Origin of the sequence: Leeuwenhoekiella sp. ZYFB001, assembly GCF_011784865.1 — a bacterium.
In the GTDB taxonomy this organism is placed as follows: domain Bacteria; phylum Bacteroidota; class Bacteroidia; order Flavobacteriales; family Flavobacteriaceae; genus Leeuwenhoekiella; species Leeuwenhoekiella palythoae.
On record NZ_CP050460.1, the window covers coordinates 1,364,920 to 1,384,511 of the forward strand.

General features: G+C 38.7%; 10 protein-coding genes. All 10 read right to left on the bottom strand.

Going from position 1 to position 19,592, the window contains the following annotated elements; genetic code table 11:
* Nucleotides 1–12: 12 nt before the first annotated feature.
* From HCN54_RS06010 to vgrG, 10 genes are read right to left on the bottom strand one after another with little or no spacing between them, the layout of a single operon-like run.
* On the bottom strand, nt 13–4,317 hold the full coding sequence (locus HCN54_RS06010) for a DUF4157 domain-containing protein (protein ID WP_167596963.1): 4,305 nt from the start codon (nt 4,315–4,317) through the stop codon (nt 13–15).
* A 12-nt stretch (nt 4,318–4,329) separates the two neighbouring features.
* Nucleotides 4,330–4,653 (bottom strand): hypothetical protein, encoded by a 324-nt coding sequence (locus HCN54_RS06015; RefSeq protein ID WP_167596965.1) that lies wholly within the window; start codon nt 4,651–4,653, stop codon nt 4,330–4,332.
* A 13-nt stretch (nt 4,654–4,666) separates the two neighbouring features.
* The gene (locus HCN54_RS06020; protein WP_167596966.1) at nt 4,667–5,113 is read right to left on the bottom strand and encodes a hypothetical protein; all 447 of its coding nucleotides are present in this window, start codon (nt 5,111–5,113) and stop codon (nt 4,667–4,669) included.
* Nucleotides 5,114–5,123: 10 nt separating this feature from the next.
* Nucleotides 5,124–6,653 carry a contractile injection system tape measure protein gene (locus HCN54_RS06025; protein WP_167596968.1) on the bottom strand — a complete coding sequence of 510 codons (1,530 nt, stop codon included), beginning with the start codon at nt 6,651–6,653 and terminating at the stop codon, nt 5,124–5,126.
* A gap of 3 nt (nt 6,654–6,656) precedes the next feature.
* Nucleotides 6,657–11,333 carry a hypothetical protein gene (locus HCN54_RS06030; protein ID WP_167596970.1) on the bottom strand — a complete coding sequence of 1,559 codons (4,677 nt, stop codon included), beginning with the start codon at nt 11,331–11,333 and terminating at the stop codon, nt 6,657–6,659.
* Nucleotides 11,334–11,344: 11 nt separating this feature from the next.
* Nucleotides 11,345–14,047 carry a hypothetical protein gene (locus tag HCN54_RS06035; protein WP_167596972.1) on the bottom strand — a complete coding sequence of 901 codons (2,703 nt, stop codon included), beginning with the start codon at nt 14,045–14,047 and terminating at the stop codon, nt 11,345–11,347.
* Nucleotides 14,041–17,124, bottom strand: a complete 3,084-nt coding sequence (locus tag HCN54_RS06040) for a baseplate J/gp47 family protein (protein ID WP_167596973.1) — start codon at nt 17,122–17,124, stop codon at nt 14,041–14,043. Before HCN54_RS06040 ends, HCN54_RS06035 begins: the two co-directional genes overlap by 7 nt.
* 2 nt (nt 17,125–17,126) lie before the next feature.
* Nucleotides 17,127–17,540 carry a GPW/gp25 family protein gene (locus tag HCN54_RS06045; RefSeq protein WP_167596974.1) on the bottom strand — a complete coding sequence of 138 codons (414 nt, stop codon included), beginning with the start codon at nt 17,538–17,540 and terminating at the stop codon, nt 17,127–17,129.
* Nucleotides 17,541–17,552: 12 nt separating this feature from the next.
* Complete coding sequence (locus tag HCN54_RS06050) at nt 17,553–17,852, bottom strand: PAAR domain-containing protein (protein WP_167596975.1); 300 nt, start codon at nt 17,850–17,852, stop codon at nt 17,553–17,555.
* 4 nt (nt 17,853–17,856) lie between these two features.
* Nucleotides 17,857–19,590, bottom strand: a complete 1,734-nt coding sequence (vgrG, locus tag HCN54_RS06055; protein WP_167596976.1) for a type VI secretion system tip protein VgrG — start codon at nt 19,588–19,590, stop codon at nt 17,857–17,859.
* Nucleotides 19,591–19,592: the final 2 nt, after the last annotated feature.

A 19,592-nucleotide genomic window follows, 5' to 3' on the forward strand; every position in this document is an offset into this window, starting at 1 on the left:
TTTAGGTCATATTCAATTTAAAGTAACGTTATTCATTGCTCTCAATTTTTCTACGCCAGCCTCTGCTGCGGGAGAATTAAGAGTCGCAATAATCTGATCATAGTATTTCAAATTATCTATTTTATCGACAGCATCTTTAATACGATTAATACTCACGCGGCTTATACCAGTGGTATTAGCTGCGATATGATCCTTAGTATCAGTCTTAAGTTTAACGGGTTGTTTTTTCTCTGAATCTAATTGATAATTGGTGATGGTAGTATCAATAGGATTATCTACATTCTTTTTGACAATTTCCTGCGTTTTCTCAAAGCTGTTTTCTTTCTTCCGTATGATAATGGCTTCACAAACAAGTTTAGTTGGAACGTGCTGTTCTGCTTCTCGTATTTGTTGAATATCAGCTGGAGCAGAGCTTGGTGTTGCTAGCGCATTCCTACTGTAGTCTGGCTTTACACTATACTTCACAATAGCTCCTGAACTTACAGCAGCTTTCACAAGTGATTCAACAAGACTTTCGTGATTTTTATTACCCTCTTTAGAAAGCGGTGTCATGTTAGTCCATTTTCCTGGACCATGTGTGTTATGGTTTAATAGGTGCCCTCTGATGTAGTAACTACTTCCACCCAAACGGCGTTTTGAAAGCTTGTCAAATAATTTGTGTTTTCGAGAGGTAGGAATACTTCCTCCACTTCCTTTTTGAGTTAATGGTTCTGCTATCATCTCGGTTCCAACAGTGTCATCACCTTTTGTTGTAGCATCTTGTTTGAAAATCTTTGTTGTGGGAAGTTCAGAAACATCCAGACCAAATAGCTTTTCAGCACGTTTACTAAGGTCTGATAGTAAAGCTTCAAGTTTCTCTTTTTTATCTAGCCGGCTTTTATTCTTAGCTTCTTCGGTAGTTCCTTCTAAAGGAGCGCGTTTTGTTGTGTCAATTTCAGTTGCTATTTGTACGGCTTCGTCTTTGGCTTTTTGTTTTTCTCCTTTTGGGTCTTCACCAATTACTACGGAAGAAATAAATGTCGTAAATGGGGTAGGATTACTGGCAACCGTCAATATCGGATTAGACTCATTACCTTCAAAATACAAGGTATGCGTTTTATCATCTTGACCTCTAAATTTTTTCTTTACCCGCCACCATTCAATGAACTTTTGTACGCCAGATTTTACTTTATTGCCCAATTTTTTAAACGCCTTTTTAGCCTTAAGAATAAGTTTATCAATAGCCTTGTCTATGCGTTGGCGTATGCGCTGAATGAGGTTTTGCACCTTGAGAGCGAGTCCGCTGATGCCTAACAACGAAGCTAGGAAGCCAATGATCACGGGTACGGCACGCCCTAATGCTTCTTCAATTTTAGAGGCAATAGCACCCACATTTCCTGAAGCCACCGCTTTTACACCTTCGATAAAGGCATTAACCAGAGCCATAATTTGACTTCCCCGTTTAATAAAGAATTTTACAATGTCGATGATCATCATTGCCGCTTTGACAAAAGCACCCGCCGGACTCATCAATCCTAAAACCCACTTGATTCCGGCGTCAACTACGGTGGTAATGATCATATCTTGTATACCTTCGATCACCGTTTCCTTTAGATCAGTAAACTGTTCTTTAATGTATTCCCAAATGCCGGCAATTCCTTCGGTTCTGATGATTTGAAAAAGTTCAAAGCCCAATTCTAAAGCTTGTACTACAGGTTCGCCCAAAAGTTTTACTGCTTTTTGACGCATATAATCCCACGTCAGCCCAAGCACTTGCATCACCAGACTAAAGATTCCTTTTAAGCTGAAGATGTCTTCCGGAATTGTGATTCCCATTGGCCCTAAGGCTCCGGTTAACCATGTCACCAATCCATTCATCAAGTGCGTCATGATGTTGGTGCCGAAATTCAAAAAGCCTTCTTTCACTCCGCGAATCAAATTCATCAAAAATCCGATAGGATCAGATATGATCGCACCTATCGCATCTAATGCAGCACTCAATAAATTGGTGAGCATATTTTTGATATTGATGATCGTTTGAATGACGCCCATAACAACACCCATCGCCATATCTATAAGTCCACGGTTTTCAGCTTGCATTTCTTCAATACGCGCATCTACTTCAGCAAGACTTTCCTGATATTGTTGTGCGAGAGATTCAATAAGTTCGTCTTGCTTGCTATTTACAGCATTTTCTAGGTCGTCAAATCTACTTTGAATAGTTCCGGCGGCTTCTTCAGCAATATCTTGAAACTCCTGAGGCTGACTTGCAACATAGTCTGCAATTTGTTGTTTGCCTTCAGTAATTTTGGTTTTTGCTTCGGTGAGTTTTTGAGCGATATATTCTGCGATACTTGTAAGCTCACTATCCATCGCCTCGATGTATTTTTCTCTTCCTTCTTCAAAAAAGGCATTGACTTCTTCGGGTAAACCGGTAAATGCATCACCCACCCAAGTGACGGCACCACCTAGACCGCTGTAGCGTTCAGCTTTATAAGTATCCATTTTTCGTGCTACATAATCCTCAAACACCTTCTTGGCCTTTTCTGCTGCTGTGGTAAACTTTGATGCAACCTGTTCTTCGAGTTCGCTTAAAATTGTCTCTACTGCATTTTTTGTGCTTTCAAACAGGGTGTTGATTTCTGATGCAATGCGTTCTCGGGCAGCGCTGTTAGCAGTTGCTGTATTTTGTTGCTCCAGTTGAGCACTTCCCAGCGAGGCAGCTCTGCTGTTATGCATAGCGTTAAGTTGAGAATTGCTGTTTTGCTGCGCAGAATTTTGTGCGGAAGTTAAACTTGCTTGCTCTGACGCTCTAAATGCTGCAGGAGCTTGATTTGCGTGGTCACGTGCTTCGTTAGTTGCGCTTAAGGCGCTACCGAAGGTAGGTTCGTTACTGTTATGAAGCATATCCTCAGTGACTTCATTTGCTTCTAATTGCTGATCTATTTCATTTACGTTTTGTTCTAAAGGAGCCTGTACCTGACTGTCAGGACGGGGAGGAGGTGCAGCTGCGTTTGCGTTTAAAGGTGCCGGTCGCTGACCTACGGGAGCCTCAGGAATGTTTGCAACCTCACGTTGTGCAACCGAATAAGGATCTGGTGCTGTACTGGTTGCCTGATCAATCGCTCCAGATGCTTGCTGACTTTCTGTATTAGCCATTCCAACTCCGGCTTGAGTAACCGAATCAATATTATTATTGCTTTCAAAGTCATCTGCCTCTTCTTCATTTGCCGGAAGCTGCATCGCCTCAATACGTTCCATCAGGCGATTTTTAAAACTTACAGCATCAAAAACTCCCGGTTCTTGCGCATTCATTACCTCAACCTGATTGGCTTGTGCACCACCCATTTGTTCATTAGCAGCACGTGGTGCAGCCAACGCACCTGTTTGAGCAGAAACGTCGGCATCGGGCGTTGTTTGAGCAGCCCTTGATCTGTTTGTAATGGATTCGGTTAATTCTTGAAAGGCTTCATTTTCTTGAGCAGAAGCAGGAAAGGAAGGATCTTGAGTTTCGGTTTGTGCTGAATTTTCCTGAGATTGAAATTGCTCTTTCTTTGTTTCTTCTGAATTTTTCTTCACAGATCCTGAAATAGAATCCTGCTTTGGAACAGCTGTTTCCTTTGATGAAACCGTTGCCTTTTTAGGTTTTATCGAATTGGTTTTCGTCGATTTGTTAGTAGCAATTGCACCTTGCTGAATCGTATGCGTCAATTCGTGTGCAAGCAGGCCATCACCTTCGGGTGATCCCGGCGCATATTTGCCCTCATTAAAATAAATATCACGACCAGAAGTGAATGCCTGAGCACCAAGATCTGCGCTCATTTTTTTAGCATTGGCATCGGTGTGAATACGCACATCAGACAAATTGGTACCGAAATTCTGCTCCATTCTGGTTTGCGTAGCCGGAGCCATAGGTTCACCATTGTGCTTATTATTTTTTAAACCTTCTTGAATATTTGTAGTTGGAGTGGCACTGGTTTGCGATTTTGCTTGAAGGCTTTCTTCCTCGTTTTCTTCAGTTTTAGCTTGTACTGTTTCCTCTTCTTCTTTCGCCTGAACAGTTTCTTCCTCTTCACTTTTTTTCTGAACCTGGTCTTCCTCCAGCGCTTTGAGTTGAATCCCCGGTTTGATGGTTTGTGCGAGTGGTTTCTGTTGCACTTTAGCTGCTGAGTTTCCGTGGGTGTTTTCAACAACTTGTTGTGCTACCGTATCTGCTTCCTGCTCATACTTATCTCCAGATTGCCCCATTTTAAGCTTCGCCTGAACTTTAAAAAAAGCAGCTTTAGAAGGTTTTTTGGTATCTGTAGACGGAGTTCTATTTTTAGCAAAAGCAGGCATAACTTGAACTTTTTACAGAATTAGGGTTACTGCTTTACTCACAATGAGTTTAATAGCGGCGTTTTTAAAAAGACCTATTTTTATCTTTGACACACCAGCTTTTTCAAGGGTTTGAATGATCAAAAGGTCTTTTTGACTTTGCAGTAAAAGTTCAAATTCGGCAGGAGTGATGGCACCCTGATTGAGTAATAAAACCCAGCGTTCTAATTTATCTTTTGACTGCTCTAAAAACAGATCAACATCGTTTTTAATAAGGCTGCTTTCTTCATCAAAGCGTTCTTTGATCAAATCAAGAATTCCCGCTTTTATCGATTTGTAGAGTTCTTTAAAATCCATAATTCAAGTTTTTTTACATCGAGATTAAGTCTAACAAAGCAAGCTTAGACTGTTCGTTCTTTTTATTTTCATAATTGGCCATCAGATCAAAGATCTTGGCAACTTGCGGCTTAAATTCAGCCTTAAAAGCGGTGCTTAAAGTGCCTTGCGTTTCCCACAAATCCAGAAATTGCTGGATGCTGCTTGCGTCGCTTTGCAAATACTGCCACATCTGTATGGTAATTTCATTTTTAGATTTGGCCTTTTCATAGCTTACCATCATATCAATTTTATTGATCAGTGCCTGAGCAGCGACTTTGTGTTGCTGGTATTCTTGATCTGAAACTTCAACCAGACTCAAGGCATTGGCTTTGGTTTCAAGGGTTTCAGTAAAACTGTATTGATCATAAAAAGAAGTGCCGCAGCTCGATAGCAAAAAGCAGATGAGAAGGCTAGAACTTAATAATTTGATTGTTTTCATAGCGTAGTGTTTACCAGGTTACATAAATCATTTTTTTGAGCCAGGGAAGTTTTACCATAGACAGTCTCCAAGGCAATTGATCGAGTAGAATGTCTGCAGTTTGCCGCTCGATAAAGAGTTCGATTTTTTCATTGGTTGTGACCCATTTTCCGGAACGGATTAAAAATTGACCGCGCAGTCCTACGGCCGTTGTATTTTTTAAGGCACTCCAGTAATTGAGCACGGTTTGAATGAGATTAAGTGCTTCCTTTTTATGTTTTTCTTGTAAGACGTTTTCTTTTTTTATGGGGTACGAACTAAAAACACCACATAATTGTTTAGCGGCGCCAAGTTGCTGTTCACTTATATTTTCTTCACCTGTGGCAATGAAATGCAGTAATTGTACAACGAGATCATAATGTTCTTCAGCGATCTGTTTTTGCGAACTAAGAACGCCTAATTCTTCAAATAAAATGGAGAGGAAGGGATGCAGTAAAATGAGACCGCAGTTGGGTAGAATCAAACCTTGGGATTCATCAGTTTCAACCGGATTGTGCTCGATTGGTTGGTGTTCCTCTTTAAAAGTATCGTCGGAATCAAGTGTTGGTTTTTTATACTGAAATTTTACAGGAGTAGATTGCAGCCTTTCTTCGATCTCTTTTGTAGAGAGACTTTTGCTTTTATGGAAACTTATTTTTTCTGACGGCTGAAAAACCAAGGTCGCCTTTTCAAGATTTAGAAAAGAGGCTATTAAAACTGTTGGTATAAAGCTTATACCAATTTTTAGGTTGAAAAAGTTAGAAAGACTCTGAAACCTTTCAAGTGATAAACCGCTTTTTGATTTATAAAATTCAAAGAGCTTGATCAAGCGTCGTTCGCGTTCTAAAGCTGATAAGCGATCGTATTGAAACAGACTTGATCCTATTTCTTCAAGTATTTTTTTATCTACAACTTTAGAGGCTAAAACGACTAAGCCGTTGATACTACTTTTCGGTAGTTTTTTTAATTCGGCATAAGTACGCCAAACCGTCAACATAAATTTTGGATGCTCTGCAAACTGATATGCTAATCGTTTTTGAGTTTCAGTTTTACTTAAACATTCGGTAAGTGAATGTGGCTGTGTTTCTTTTAAAAATAAAGTCAGTGCTTCAAGATTCAAAGTTTCTCTTTCAGCAAAAAACCAAGGATGCCTTCCATTTTCTAAGAAATAAATAAAAGCCTTATAGTTTCGCTGTTTTTCATCTTTAAACTTTTGATTGTTAATTGTTAAATCATTTCTATTTAAACTTAAAGTTTCAGTGGTTCTGGTGTGTATTTTATTAGTGATTTCAGATAAATTAGATTCTTTAAAAAAATCATTTTCAAATGCAACAGCGACTTTATCTACAGTGTAAAACTCATTTGAAGTGCCTAATTCATCAAAAGCTTTACTTAAATGCGGACTGAGTTTTTTGGTTACGAATTGGCCTAGATTCTGTTTTAAGCGCAACGCTTCCTCCATCGAGTTGCAATCGACTTCTACAAATAATTTATTGATGATATGTACGGGTTGTATAATCATACCTTAGCTTGTCCATTGGAGTAATTGATTAAAATGATTTTGATAGCGGTCTACTTTAAAATGAGAACTGTAATCGTTAAGTAACGCGTACCAATTTTTATAGTTGATTCCCTCAAGTAGGCTTATGGCGATATCAAACTGTGGATTGAACTGATTTTCGATCAAGTTTAAAATTGAGAAGATCAAGTCATTATCAAGAAACTGCTTGTCTCGGCAGTAAATGCTTAGATAGAATAATTCTTGCAGTTTGAGATAGAGACTGAAATAAGGCTGACGCTGTTCTGGCTTGTTTTTGAAAAGCAATTCTGATAGCTCGGTGAATGCTGTTTCTAGTTTCTTAGCAAATGCTGCATCAAATTCACTTTTAAACAAATCCGGTCTATTAATCAAAGTATCATATATTGCTATGATTTTTTGACCAGCATCTTTCACTTGTTGATTATCCGTTTGTTTCAGTGCAGTTACGATCTCTTCTTTATTTGTATTCAGCTTTTTTGAAACCTCATCTGTGCAAGTATCAGTTTCTGGATCAGGTTCAGGTGTAGGGTCTGGGATAGGATCAGGATCAGGATCCGGGCTGTCTGTTTCTATTGCTGGAACTCTAACTTCTTGATATTCAGATTCAAGAGTGCCACAAGCTGAAGTTTTGACAACTACTTGTAATTTGAATAGTTGTTCTTTTTCTTCTTGCGGAATTTCTAAAACAGGTTCTGCCGTAGTTGAAATGAGTTTGGCGTCATTAAACCAACTGAATGCTTCCGCCTGAATGTCCTCAGTGATTTGTAATACCATTACTTTGTTATGTAACTCAGCTTCAAAACGTACCGTTTCCGGAGCCTTAAACACTTCAATAGTTATGGGATCAACTTCAGCAAAAGTTATGTTGTGCTTTCCAGGACCTGCTACAGCAGGAATAAAATACCAAGAATCACCTTCACCGTAAATTCCCTTCACATCATCATTTAAAAGTTTGATCTCGCTTCCTTCTGGTGTAATAGTAATAGGATATTTTTCTTGGTCGTTAGAACAAAATGGTCCGTCCTTAAGAATTACCTGTACTTCTTCGGGAGTGTCTATAGCAACTTCTAAGGTATATTCAATAGAAGTTGAATCGCACAAATCGTTTGACAATGTCAGAGTAACCGGTATTTCAAGAATGTTACTATCAATATTCTGAGGAATAGGCAGATTCACCGTTGGGCGTTCGTTAGTATACGAAGTACCGTTAATCGTCCAATTGAAGCTAAACAAATCGGTATTGAAGTTATTCAGATTTTCGATCGAGAATTGAACGGGAGGTAACGTACTTCCCGGTAAGCCACTCACTCGCTCCGGATTTGTAGTTATGCGAGCTTCCGCCTTTTTAGTTGCTGTTAGATTCGCTGTGGTCAACTGACCATTAACTGTAAATTGAATAGGAGTATCAAAGGCATTAAGCTGGTACGGAGTAATAATAAGCTCCGTTTCAGAAAAGCTAATCCCTTCAATATTTTTATTGAGTAGTGCTAAAACACCATCTGTAGGACTTTTAGTAAATGAAATGCTAATTTCAGTTTCAGAATTGGTGTCTATGCATATTTTATTTTGGTCTAGAATTAGGCTGCTGCTAGTGGCTGCTTCTTGAATAATAAAGCCAATAGGAGAACAATCTGAACAGCAGAGGTAAGGCAGTGCAAAATCTGCGACTACTATGTTTCTGGGGATTTCACTATCATTAGAATTGCTTACCGCTCCCGTGTAAACCATCACAAAGGTCCCACCGATTGGGACACCGGCTTTATGCTCAAGTCCCGGATGTTTTCTAGCAAAATTTGAGAAAATAAGTTCGTCAAGAATTTCTTCTTTTTTGGTCTGAATTTCACTCAGAATAATTTCTAAAGAAGATGCGGCGCAGCAATTTGCTTCGAGCCGGTCTAACATAAATGTATATAGCGTCTCATAACCAATGTGGGTGTATTCAGCTTTTGGGTTGTAAAAAATTTCATTGATGATGGCTCTTGATTTTTTAGTATACACACATAAATCTTCCATCGCAGCGGCGTATTTTTCTTTTGTGTCCGCGTTTACTTGGTCTAAACTTTCTGGGATATATGAACTTACAATTTGTAATCTGGCGAGAATTCCGTTAGGTATGGTGAATCCCACCTTTAATAAATTTTGCTGTTCAGGATCAATTTTTGGATAAAGTTCTTTACGTTTAAGATCGATCGCTTTTTCAATTTCAGTAGCGCTTCCTATAAAGTTTTTATCGAGCACAGTGTTCATTATAAAGCCGAGATCTGAGGTTTTTGTTTTTAGATTATCCGTAACTGTGGCGTTAACTTTGGTTTCAGTAATAAAGGGCGTATACGTTTTAACGCCGGTATTGAGAACTACGGGACTAACAGGTTCTACAGTTTTACTTACTTTTAACAGCATGGGTTGAGCGGTGTTTTTTTCCGTGCTTGATTTGGAATACGATTTTGGCTCAGTGGAATTGAGGACTTCTAATTTTTCTCCTAACACCACAAAAGAGCTTTGATATTCACTTACCACATCCTCAATAGATGCTCCCGTGGAGATTTTTTCTTGTGCTTTATCTAGAAGTGTGATCAAAGGTTCTCGATCTGTCTTATCGCGCGCAGCAAGAAGATCTGCATTAATGTTAAGTTTGCCTAGAAGCGAAAGCTGATTGTTGCTGAAAAGTAAGTCAGTAGGCTTCTTGATCTTATCCGGATCTACAAGTACCTCTTTATCTAATAAATCATCACGGTCAAATTGTTCAAAAGCATAATTATGACTGCCCAGATCATCCATATTAAATCCGCTAAAGAACTCCGTAATATCTTTATTGATGCAATTTTGTTCCTGTCGCCAGGTTTTAAGATCAGTATCGAGATAATTAAAATGACATGCATAAGCATCCATATCAATATCTTCAATTTGTTGATCAATATTGATCGCTTTAATGTCAAAATTAAGACCGTAATCGGTTTTCAGCTTTGATACTTCTTTTAAAGCTTCATCATAAGGCATACCGTGAATTCCTTCAATCCTTAGAAAATCATAGTTGCTCAAGTCATACTTAAGTGGTTCTTGAATGGCATTAATGGGCGATAAGTACTTCTTGAAATAGCTTAACTGAAAGGCTTCGTTAAAACGTTGTGTGAGTTTAAAATTCCATTGAAAAACCAAATCTTCTGATGGATTATAATAAAATGGAATTGCACAAGCTGCGTTTTCTGTACTGATGCTCGTAGATGGTGTGATGTCTGCACCTAGCTGTGTTTCCGGATTGAATGCTTTTAAAAGCAATAGCATTTTACGTACTAAAAAGTGCGCTTTTTTACCCGGAAGTTTTCCTATTATTTCTGTGGTGGCAGGGTAGAAGTGATGTCGGTACGCTATGCTACGAGATGTATCATTTGGTCTCCCCAGAATCAAATGTTTTGGGAACGCGTCTATATTTGGACAACAATCACTTTGAATATCAAGAAGCAGGTCTCTTAATTCATTATAGATTTTTACGAGATCACAGAGGTGATCGTAGAGGTATTGTATATCCCCATTATTTTGTTCCAAATGATTTTCAAGTGCTTTAATGCTTTGTTCAAAATCTTCTGAAATATTCAAGCCCAAAAGCTGACTAAAGTGGTCTGTTATCGTTTTGAGTGCGGATTGCAATTGAGGTACTACCGTGTTTATTTTTTCTGCATAGGAGCTAACCAATGCCGAATAGGTCTTGGTATTGACGGTAGTTTTTGTATTTGAATTAAGAACAGAGGTAAAGTTCTTAATAGCCGTATTTGAAGCACTTAAAGAATTATATCCTATATCAAGCGCAGGAGTTTTTACTGAGGAGAAACTGTTTTTGAGAGGTGAAAGTGCGTTATTAGAAATAACTAGGTTCTTTCTAATATTGGTTAGGTCAAAAAGATCGCTTAAGTCAACTTTCAAGGGTGTTTCAATCTCTTTGGCGCCGCTATTTAACAACACGCGAGGCATCTTAATAGGCGGAAGCTTCTTATAAACGTCAAGGATGTCATACTTGCGATAGATACTATCATTTGCAAGCAAATAGTTGATGTTTTTTTCTTCGACTAATAAAACCTTTAGTTTTTGTACGTGTTGCTCCCCAAGATTATCGCAATTAGTTTCGGTACATATATCTGGAGTTTTAGCATAAGATTCTAGATAGAGCACCACAATTTTATCAGTAAGATCTAATGTCGTTAAAGCTTTATCTGTAGTTTTTGAGCTCCCTTTTGAGACAAGTTCGTATAAAGGAATGGTCGTATTGGAATCACTATTTGAGGTTGTTCTAAAAGCATCATATTGCGCAAAATCATCCTCAAAACTTCTAAAGTGAGTGTAGTGAATAGCCTCTTTGGCTAAAGTCTTATAGGTAAGGTTCTGCGTGCTTTCATCATCGGTTGGGGTTTTCTTTGCGTCCACAAGTAATTTAATAAGATCACCATCTGTGGTAATGCCACACCCGGGAGTGATCGCAATAGTTTTTGTAGCCGCATTCAAACTGACTTCAAATCCACAAACGATCCCCACACCGTTGAGGCAAATACGCGTCAGACGCTGCTGATCTTCAAAATAGTCTAAAAACTCATTTAGCTGCCCAGAGGTTAATACTTGGTCATCTACAAATGCTCTATAGTCTGGCGTTATCTGGTGAAGTATTGGTCGCATAGCCGTATATTTTAAAGTTTGCCAAGATGAGTACGCCCCAAAATGACTTTTTGATTAGTTTTTTGCTCATTGGTATTTGATGGAGAAGAGGAACAGCTGTAAAGCCTGCCTTGATGGTAAATGGTGTGCAAACTGCTTAGCACTTTATTTAGGGAAATAAGTGCGGTTTCATCTTGTTTTTGGCCGGCGTTGGTCTTAGAAAGTAGCCAGATTTTATACGCAGCTTCAAGTAAAACCATTTCATTTTCTTTAGGTGGATTGCCGTCAGGCTCGGTATAATTTTTTGGATAACCAATCCAGCAAATTTTTGGAAGAATATGTGATGGGAGTTCTCTGCAGATCAAATCTTCAACATAGCGTCTAAAGTCTATATTGCCAAAGCGTTCCGTCCAACCCGGAAGTACAATGCTCACTCTAAAGCTATAGGGGTCTAACGGTTCACATGCTTCTTCAATCTGTTCTTTACAAATGGGTAGAAACGTATGTTCTAGTGCTGTATTTTTAGTAACATCAGGACGAAGAAGTATGTGCTCAATTAGATACATTCCTTCATTTCCTGCAAAGGATTTTACCAGATTAAGCACAGCTCTACTCGCTTTACGCGCATTAGCTCTACTGTTAAATTGAGCAATACGACGGGCGATAATGTAATCTTCGCTTTTTGTATTGGTGATCGTTGGATTCACAAGAACGAAATACCATTTAACCTGATCTTCAGGATTCTTCTTTTTGATTTTTCTGAATTTGTAATTAGAAGAGTCGGTAGCATAGCGTTTTACCAGTATTAACTCTTGGTGCAATTCTTCTAGGCTTTCGTAATTCTTGGTTGCAGAAGACAAAATGGTCTTTGAACCGTCTTTTATACGCCAGCGATATTCTAGTTTGTTATCAGCGTCTTTTTCCTCATAAATTTCAACGTAATCTTCAGAAAGATTTCTGCGGTTGATGTCAGTAATTCCTAATAGAAGATAGAGCCGTTTTTGTAAAGCCGAAATATTATCAGTTTCCCAAAGTTGAGCTTCCGGTTGCTGATACCAGTTAAAAGCTGCTCCTCGCGCATAACTACTTTCAGCATATTGCTTTAACAAACGTTCTTTGGTATCTAAAACCGCATCATTTGCAAGATCTCCATAGATCTTTTGCATTAGAAAAGCGTAGTTACCAAAATCTTCTGCAAATCGAGACAACAAATGGTCAATTATTTCGTGGCGCTTTTCACTGTTTCTAGCAGTATAATATGAATAGAATAGTTCGCTTAATTTTTGCTCATCGTTATAATTTTGAGGTTCCCTTAAAAGTTCCTCAAGACCTTTTATATCTGTAAGAGGTTGAGCAAAAAAGTTTTGAGATTTATCACCAGCAACCGAAAGTAAATCACCTACGATACTAAGGTGTTTAAAATAATTAGCCAAAAGCTGATCGAAGAATAATAGATAGGCCTTTAGTTGCTTAGCCTTTACCTTATCAGCTTCAGAAGCATTGCTTTTGAGTCCGTAAGGGCCTACACCATAAATCTCGGGAAGATCGTTTTGAATACTGCTGGTTTCGGCAAGGTTGGTAAAACTTCCTTTTAGTATGTCTAACTCTTGAGAAGCACTTTTGATTTGAGTACTCACAAGGAGTTCCTGTTCTTCAAATGCGGTTTGATATGCTTTTACTTTATTTTCATCAGGTACAAGCGGTATAAAACCTTTAAAAAAGCTCCACGAACTTTTATCGCATAGCACCGGTTTTTTACCGTTTTCAATACAAATAACCCAATTATCAGGAGGAGGTGTTTGGTCAGAACAAGCGCCTATACTTATGGCCTTAACATATTTAATTCCATCTATTTTAGTAAGTATTGCTACAAGATCGCTTTGGCGTACTTCGGTTCTTAATTGAGCTGCTTTTACCTCATTGCTATCTAAAAAACCGTTTTCTAATATCGGTCCGTTAAAAATCTCGTGGGTTTCTAGACCTAATTCAAGCAATTGAGCTAAGGTTTTGGGACGTATTGAAGGCGTTAGGTATTGATCAATCGTTTGTAATACAGTTGCTTTTACGAGATTTTCATCAGCTTCAGGTTCCAGTTCTAGTTGGGCGCAAATTTTAACGGGATGTTCTCCAACCTCAGTGATATGAATAAGGTCTTCACATAAGTTGCGGTTGGCTTGGTAGCGCTTCATTAGTTCAGGCCTTAGGCTATTTATAGAGCGGGTACCGTCAAGATCGATAATGAGATCATATAATCCATTCAGTATCGTTGTATGTTCATCTTGAGGCTTTACATGTGCATAAGAACCATTTTTTAGAAAGCTTCGGTAACTTATTTTGGCATCTTTTGTATTGATGTAAAGCTTCTTATTATGTTTTATTAACCAGGCATTACGCACTCCCGGAACGTCTATAAATAGTTTTCTGTAATCTAAATGCGTTACCGGCTTACAGCCTAAAATGTCTGAAGCTTTATGAAACTGATCAATGCTATCTTCTTGTTTGCTGGCGATAATCGTTTCAATAGGAAGACTCATGCGTTGACCAAGATCGGTAAGTGCGTAGCATAACACTTCGAGAATAGTTATCCCGGGATCGTGGCTGTTATAGTCTGTCCATAATTTGCTACTTAGAGATTCTATATAGGCAATTCCGCTTTTGCGTAAAAATTCAAATTCAAGATCATCGTGAGTGCTTGTATTTTTTGATAGCGATATGTGTTCTTGTAAACCTAACATGAGACTAGAACAGTATTTTCGTTAGACTTACATGTGCTTTTTGCCAATTCAATAGTGTGTGTTTTGGCAGAAACTAATATAGCTTTTGGAGAAGAGGGGACGATTTCATTTTTTGGTGTTGCCTGATGCATTAAAACCACATCGCTCAAATATTCTACATAGCTTAATTGTTCAAGATGACTTATAAGCATACTTTTATTAATAGACACGCCAAATGTTAGCAGGGAAACCTCTTCATAAGCCCAAGGCGAAAGCCATTTTTTTACAGCTTCTTGTAATTCATTTTTATAGTGATGCTCGTCATAACCTTTATGAAATTTTACTTTGAGAGCAACACTAACAGGCTCATACTGCGGATTGATTATTTGCGGCGTGATGAAATACGACGTTCGTTCAATTAAAAATTCTTGAATTTCATTCAAAATGGCAGTACTGCATCTAGGCTCAAACAGGTCAAAAACGGGTTTGTTTATCGTATTAGGAATGACCACTAATGTGACTTGCCCGGCTGCTTTAAATTTAGTTTTACAGGTATGGTTTAAACATTTTACCTTATAAATTTCAGGGAAGTTCTGTAGCACCAGATGTTCATAATCCCAAAGATTCAATGCGCGATCTTTATGGCGTAGGCGTTCACTTACTCTTCTGTAATAATCAGCTTGGGACTCTTGAGTTCTTCCATTGAAGCTAGAATAGGGTTGCATTACTTTTTTAACGGAAGCAACACGTGTGTTTAATTTGCTAATGCTTTCTGCAGGCAAACCATTTTTTAAATGCTGAATACTTGAGGAAGCCAAATTAGCTTTTACAACCTGAATATGAATATTTATAAACCTACACACTACATCAAAGGCTCTAGAAGTATGCGCTTGTAACCAAATAAATCCTTTAGGCATTAAAGGACTCTCGGTTGAAGCCGATTCAGGCAAGGCCAATGTAATAATTCCTGTTTTTAGAAAATTGTCTATTTCTTCCCGCAGGATTTCCTGATCGGTTAATGCTTGCCAACCCGAAGCAGTAAGAACTGACCATTCGATTTTTTCTTGTTCTGCAAACGATTCTTTCAAAGGATTTTCTGTTCCCTCTTGAAGCTGAAACAAAAAGCTTACCTGCGCTCCGGGCTGGGCATTTTCAAGAGCTAAATAAAGATATCCTCCTTCCTCGTATTGAGGAAACACCGTAGTACCCATTGAAACGCCATATGGATGAATTTGATAAAAATTTAGTTGCTGATCAGTTTCTTCTGCTTGCTTATCTGAGGTAAGGTCTAACCGTTGCGTAGCGTAATAACTGAGTTCTAACGATTCCAGAAGTGGGGTGTAAGGCTCGTTAGGAATAATTACTTCTGGATCTTGAGCGGCCAAAGCCAGTGCGTAAAGTTTAGGATAGAGTGTATGATAAAAACTTGTATTTAAAGTAAGTTCAATAGGATGTGCGCCAGATTGAATTCCGTTTTCACTTAAACTTTTAATGTTGATATCGGTTTGGGATGCGTTATCAGTAAATAACGGATGCGCATCTTTAGATTGAGAAGTGATAAAAAGTCTGTTCTCATCTGCTATAGTAATCTGTACAGAAAAATGGTCGTTACTCTCAACAATGAGATTATCGAGATCAGAATTCCAAGTTTTGGGAAGTTTAGCTAACTCTGTAACTTCGGTTTTACTGCCAATCTTATAAATACTTTCTACAAAAGCGCGCGTAGAATTGATGGTGCCGCTTCGGTATCCTAAATAATGATCTCTAAAGCTTTGAGGTAAATTAAGCCAGTTAAGCCTAAGGTTTATTTGAAGCCAATTCTTGGTTGTAAGTTCAGAGCATTTTATTTTAAAACGGGACTTTTCAAATGGTCTAGGCCCAAAAGGATAAAACGGTTTTGATGCGCTTAAATTCCCGATGTCATTACTTAAATCAAGCGTTGTGAGTCCATCAACCGCCACGGCAATTTCGACATCATCTAAAGTTAATTCACTAAGCGATTGGGCCAGATCATAAGATTCTGTAGAATTTAGGGTTAACTGCAGTTTCACTACCGGAATTCCAATTTTAAAATTTCCAGTATGAATTGCATCATCAAAGCCAATAATTGCTTTTTCCGAGGCTTCTAAACTAAAAGCAAAATTGATAATACCAGATTCTGATGAGGTTTCAAAGCCCGGATAACTTCCTTTTTCTTGTAATCTAATTGGACCGATCCAGCCTTTTTCACAGGTGACAAAAACTTCGAGTAAATTAATCAACTCCTCACTATTAAGCTTTTTACTTTCTTTAAAGAAGGCTGAAATACGCACTTGACGTAGTCCGGATTCCATGTTCAGTACGGTGGCAGCCACAGCAAAACCGAGAGTAGCATTGGGTAATTCAGGACGGTTTTTAAATATTTTAGGATAGCCGAAGGGCATCCAAAATTTTTCTTCTTTGAGTTCTTGATCTATACCATCTAGCGTATTGGTTTTATGGGTTGCCTTGAGTACTTTAGTTATAGGATCTTTATAAATGCTTCTAATATTAGCGAGCTGAGTCTTGTTTATGACTGTGGTTTGCTCAGTTGCGTAAAGAAGTGGCTTATTGTGCTCGTCTTTTCCTGCAACGGCTTGGGTAGCCTCAGGTAATGCATAGGATTCTATATTTTTAGCGAGTTCAAATAGTAAATGAACCTGATCGTTTTGAGCGGGTTTCCTGGCGATCTTTAAAACTTCAGAATAGTAAAAATCCAGATGTCTAGTAGTGATCGTATTAAACCGATTTTTAGAATGTTCTAATAATCTTAAAAAAGAAATAAACAGGGCTAAGTGCGGTGTAATGGTATGTTCCTTTTCACCTTGCTCTAAGTAATTTTGAAGCGTCTTAGCATCGCCAGAAATAAAAAAGGTTTGCCAATCACCTATAGCTTGTTCCGGATTACGAGTACCGAAGTACTTAACCTCTTTGGCAAAATTGTAAGCCAATTGCATATAATCCTCCCAAGACAAGTCATTCAGTTGAACTGAAGCAGGATTAGGAGCTGTGGCAGCTCTATCTTCTTGAGATGTTCCGCTTAGCGCATTCAAAAAAGAGTCGATACAATTAGTACTCATAATTATTTTAATTCAGTTCCTTCATTGATGTAAAAGGGATAAACCATATTGCCACGCGAATTGGTTAAACGCACGGTGTAATGCACGATCATTAGTACTTCACCCTCTAGAATACGTGATTGATCAAAATCGATCTTATCCAGTTCGATTCGTCTTTCGTTATAAAGGATGGCCATTTTTACCCGGTCTACGATGTAGGTGCGCGTGCTCATATTTAGTCCTTCAAAAACAAAATCACTTAAGCTTGAACCATAATTAGGAAGCATAATGCGTTCTCCCAATTTAGTATTCAGAAGAATATGAAGACTTTGATTGATGTCTTCAATAGCAGAAACCATTTGGATACTTTTAGTTTCTTTATTAAACTCCGGTGGAAAACTCCATCCAATACCTAAAAATGATTCTTCAATTTTCATAAGTCATTATTTTTAACCACCAATATCAACAGTTGGGGCTCCTATAGAAATTGTTCCGCCGTGTGCTGTTGAGTCTCCCATTCTTGCCGCCGGCATTCCGCCAATTAAAACACTTGTTGAACCCGAGGCGATTACATCAGGAGGTCCTACACAAACCGCATTATCCCCAACGCGAGCTGCCGGCATTCCTTCAATAAGCACGGTAGGCTCTCCTGGACCAATTATAGGCCCGCCAACGTGCGGAACAGGTGGCGTTCCCGGCGTTTGCATCGGGCAGGTATGCATATCGTTAAGTCGTGCTGCAAGTGGCATAGGTTTAATTTATTTGTACTAATGATCCTTTTAAAATGGCGATGGCTGAGGTTGATAATTCTGCTCCTGCTGCGCCTTCGGCTTTTAATTCTTGTAGGGCTTTTATGCTTATGTTTTGTCCCTCAAGATTGAGGTCGCCTTTAGCCTGTATAGTTATAGCACCGCTACTGTCTAGAGCGATTCCGTCACTGGTGAGGCTGACACTACTAGTGCCATTGTCATCAACATGAATTTCTTCTTCATCATCATTAATGACAATGCTTCGACCTCCCGGTGTGGTGATGGAAACTGATTTTTTTTCATCGTTGAATAAAAATTGAATTCCGCTACGCGTAAAAAATCCTTTCTCATTATTCTCATCGGCTGCGGCGATTGGTGCAGTGTTAATACTACTATGTAAAGCGCCGAGTATAACAGCGTCGTTGGGATCGTCATTGATAAATCCTAGTATAACTTCGTCATCGATCTCGGGACGGAATAGGGATCCGCGATCTAGGCCGGCATCTAGCAGTGCAATACGTGCCCAAATCCCTTCTTCAGCATTGTTGATGATTGGAATCTTGACCAAAACACGTTCGGCACCCTCAGGATCATCCTGTAATTGGGTGACTTTGCCAATTTGTAAACCGCTTATTGCCGGAATAATACCAGAAGCCGGTTGTGCATTTACTTCAAAAGTTTCACTAAACCATTGCGGACTCAAGCCGTATTGAAGATTTGTAAACCAGTTTCCGTTAGCGAGCTCGTGATGTACCGCGGTAATGTATGCTTTGCCATTAAAACGATCGCCTAATCCTTTAAGAGTTACGTTCATTCCCGGTTTTACCGAAGCATTCCCTTGAATTTTTATACGGCCCCGATTAAGCGACAACTGATGCAGTTGCAGTTTAGCATCGGCCCAATCCTGAAGTTCTTCTTCGGAAAGACTTCCACCGTGGTTGAGTTTAAAATTTTCAAGATCTACTATTTCAGCGAGATCCATTTGGGTTAGATTTCCCAATTCTAATGCGTTAGATGTATTTGCTTCTTTTTCGCTTACCTCTTGATCATTGCTGTTCCAACTATAGGAAGTGATGGTTTTCAGTGCATTTCGGGCGTCTATTTCACCGTCAAAATCATAGATGTTAAGTCCGTATTCTAACGTGATTACAGCTTCGGTAGAAAGATCAGGCTTCTTGAATTCAATAGTGTTTCCTTCAAGAAAACATAAAAATCCGTTTATTTGAGCGCGTAGTACGATAAAGTCCCAATCGGTAGTTTGATATTGAATAAGCTGAGGGTGGTTAGAATTTGATTGCTCTACCGATGCATTAATGCCTGCATTACCAAGAATGCTTTCAATAATATCACTATCAGAACTATCATAAAAGTAGGTGCTTTTAGGGCCAACGGTAAGCTTAACTGCCTCGTGTTTACACTCAACAACAAGCATAGAAACAGACTCTCTTATTTTTATACTATGCCGAATAACTTTACCTGTAAATAAGCTTACATTATCATTTTCATAGCCCGCTTGGATTTCTAATTCGCTGCCCGGAATTAAATCTTCTGAAGAGCTAACCGCAAAAGTCCCGGTAGAAACATCACCATCTACCAGAATAATCGATGCATAAGGAATACGATTAACTTCGTGATGAATAACCATGGACTTTATTGATAAAGAAGCACTTTTATCAGTGCCATTGATCAAAAGCTTATAGCTAACTATTCCTGTATTTAGTGCGGTAGCAGTATTCATGT

What these genes read in the sequence shown, in the direction of transcription:
- HCN54_RS06045 (WP_167596974.1), bottom strand. Translation starts at nt 17,540, where the DNA reads ATGAAAATTGAAGAATCATTTTTAGGTATTGGATGGAGTTTTCCACCG.
- HCN54_RS06025 (WP_167596968.1), bottom strand. Translation starts at nt 6,653, where the DNA reads ATGATTATACAACCCGTACATATCATCAATAAATTATTTGTAGAAGTC.
- HCN54_RS06035 (WP_167596972.1), bottom strand. Translation starts at nt 14,047, where the DNA reads ATGTTAGGTTTACAAGAACACATATCGCTATCAAAAAATACAAGCACT.
- HCN54_RS06030 (WP_167596970.1), bottom strand. Translation starts at nt 11,333, where the DNA reads ATGCGACCAATACTTCACCAGATAACGCCAGACTATAGAGCATTTGTA.
- vgrG (WP_167596976.1), bottom strand. Translation starts at nt 19,590, where the DNA reads ATGAATACTGCTACCGCACTAAATACAGGAATAGTTAGCTATAAGCTT.
- HCN54_RS06040 (WP_167596973.1), bottom strand. Translation starts at nt 17,124, where the DNA reads ATGAGTACTAATTGTATCGACTCTTTTTTGAATGCGCTAAGCGGAACA.
- HCN54_RS06015 (WP_167596965.1), bottom strand. Translation starts at nt 4,653, where the DNA reads ATGGATTTTAAAGAACTCTACAAATCGATAAAAGCGGGAATTCTTGAT.
- HCN54_RS06010 (WP_167596963.1), bottom strand. Translation starts at nt 4,317, where the DNA reads ATGCCTGCTTTTGCTAAAAATAGAACTCCGTCTACAGATACCAAAAAA.
- HCN54_RS06050 (WP_167596975.1), bottom strand. Translation starts at nt 17,852, where the DNA reads ATGCCACTTGCAGCACGACTTAACGATATGCATACCTGCCCGATGCAA.
- HCN54_RS06020 (WP_167596966.1), bottom strand. Translation starts at nt 5,113, where the DNA reads ATGAAAACAATCAAATTATTAAGTTCTAGCCTTCTCATCTGCTTTTTG.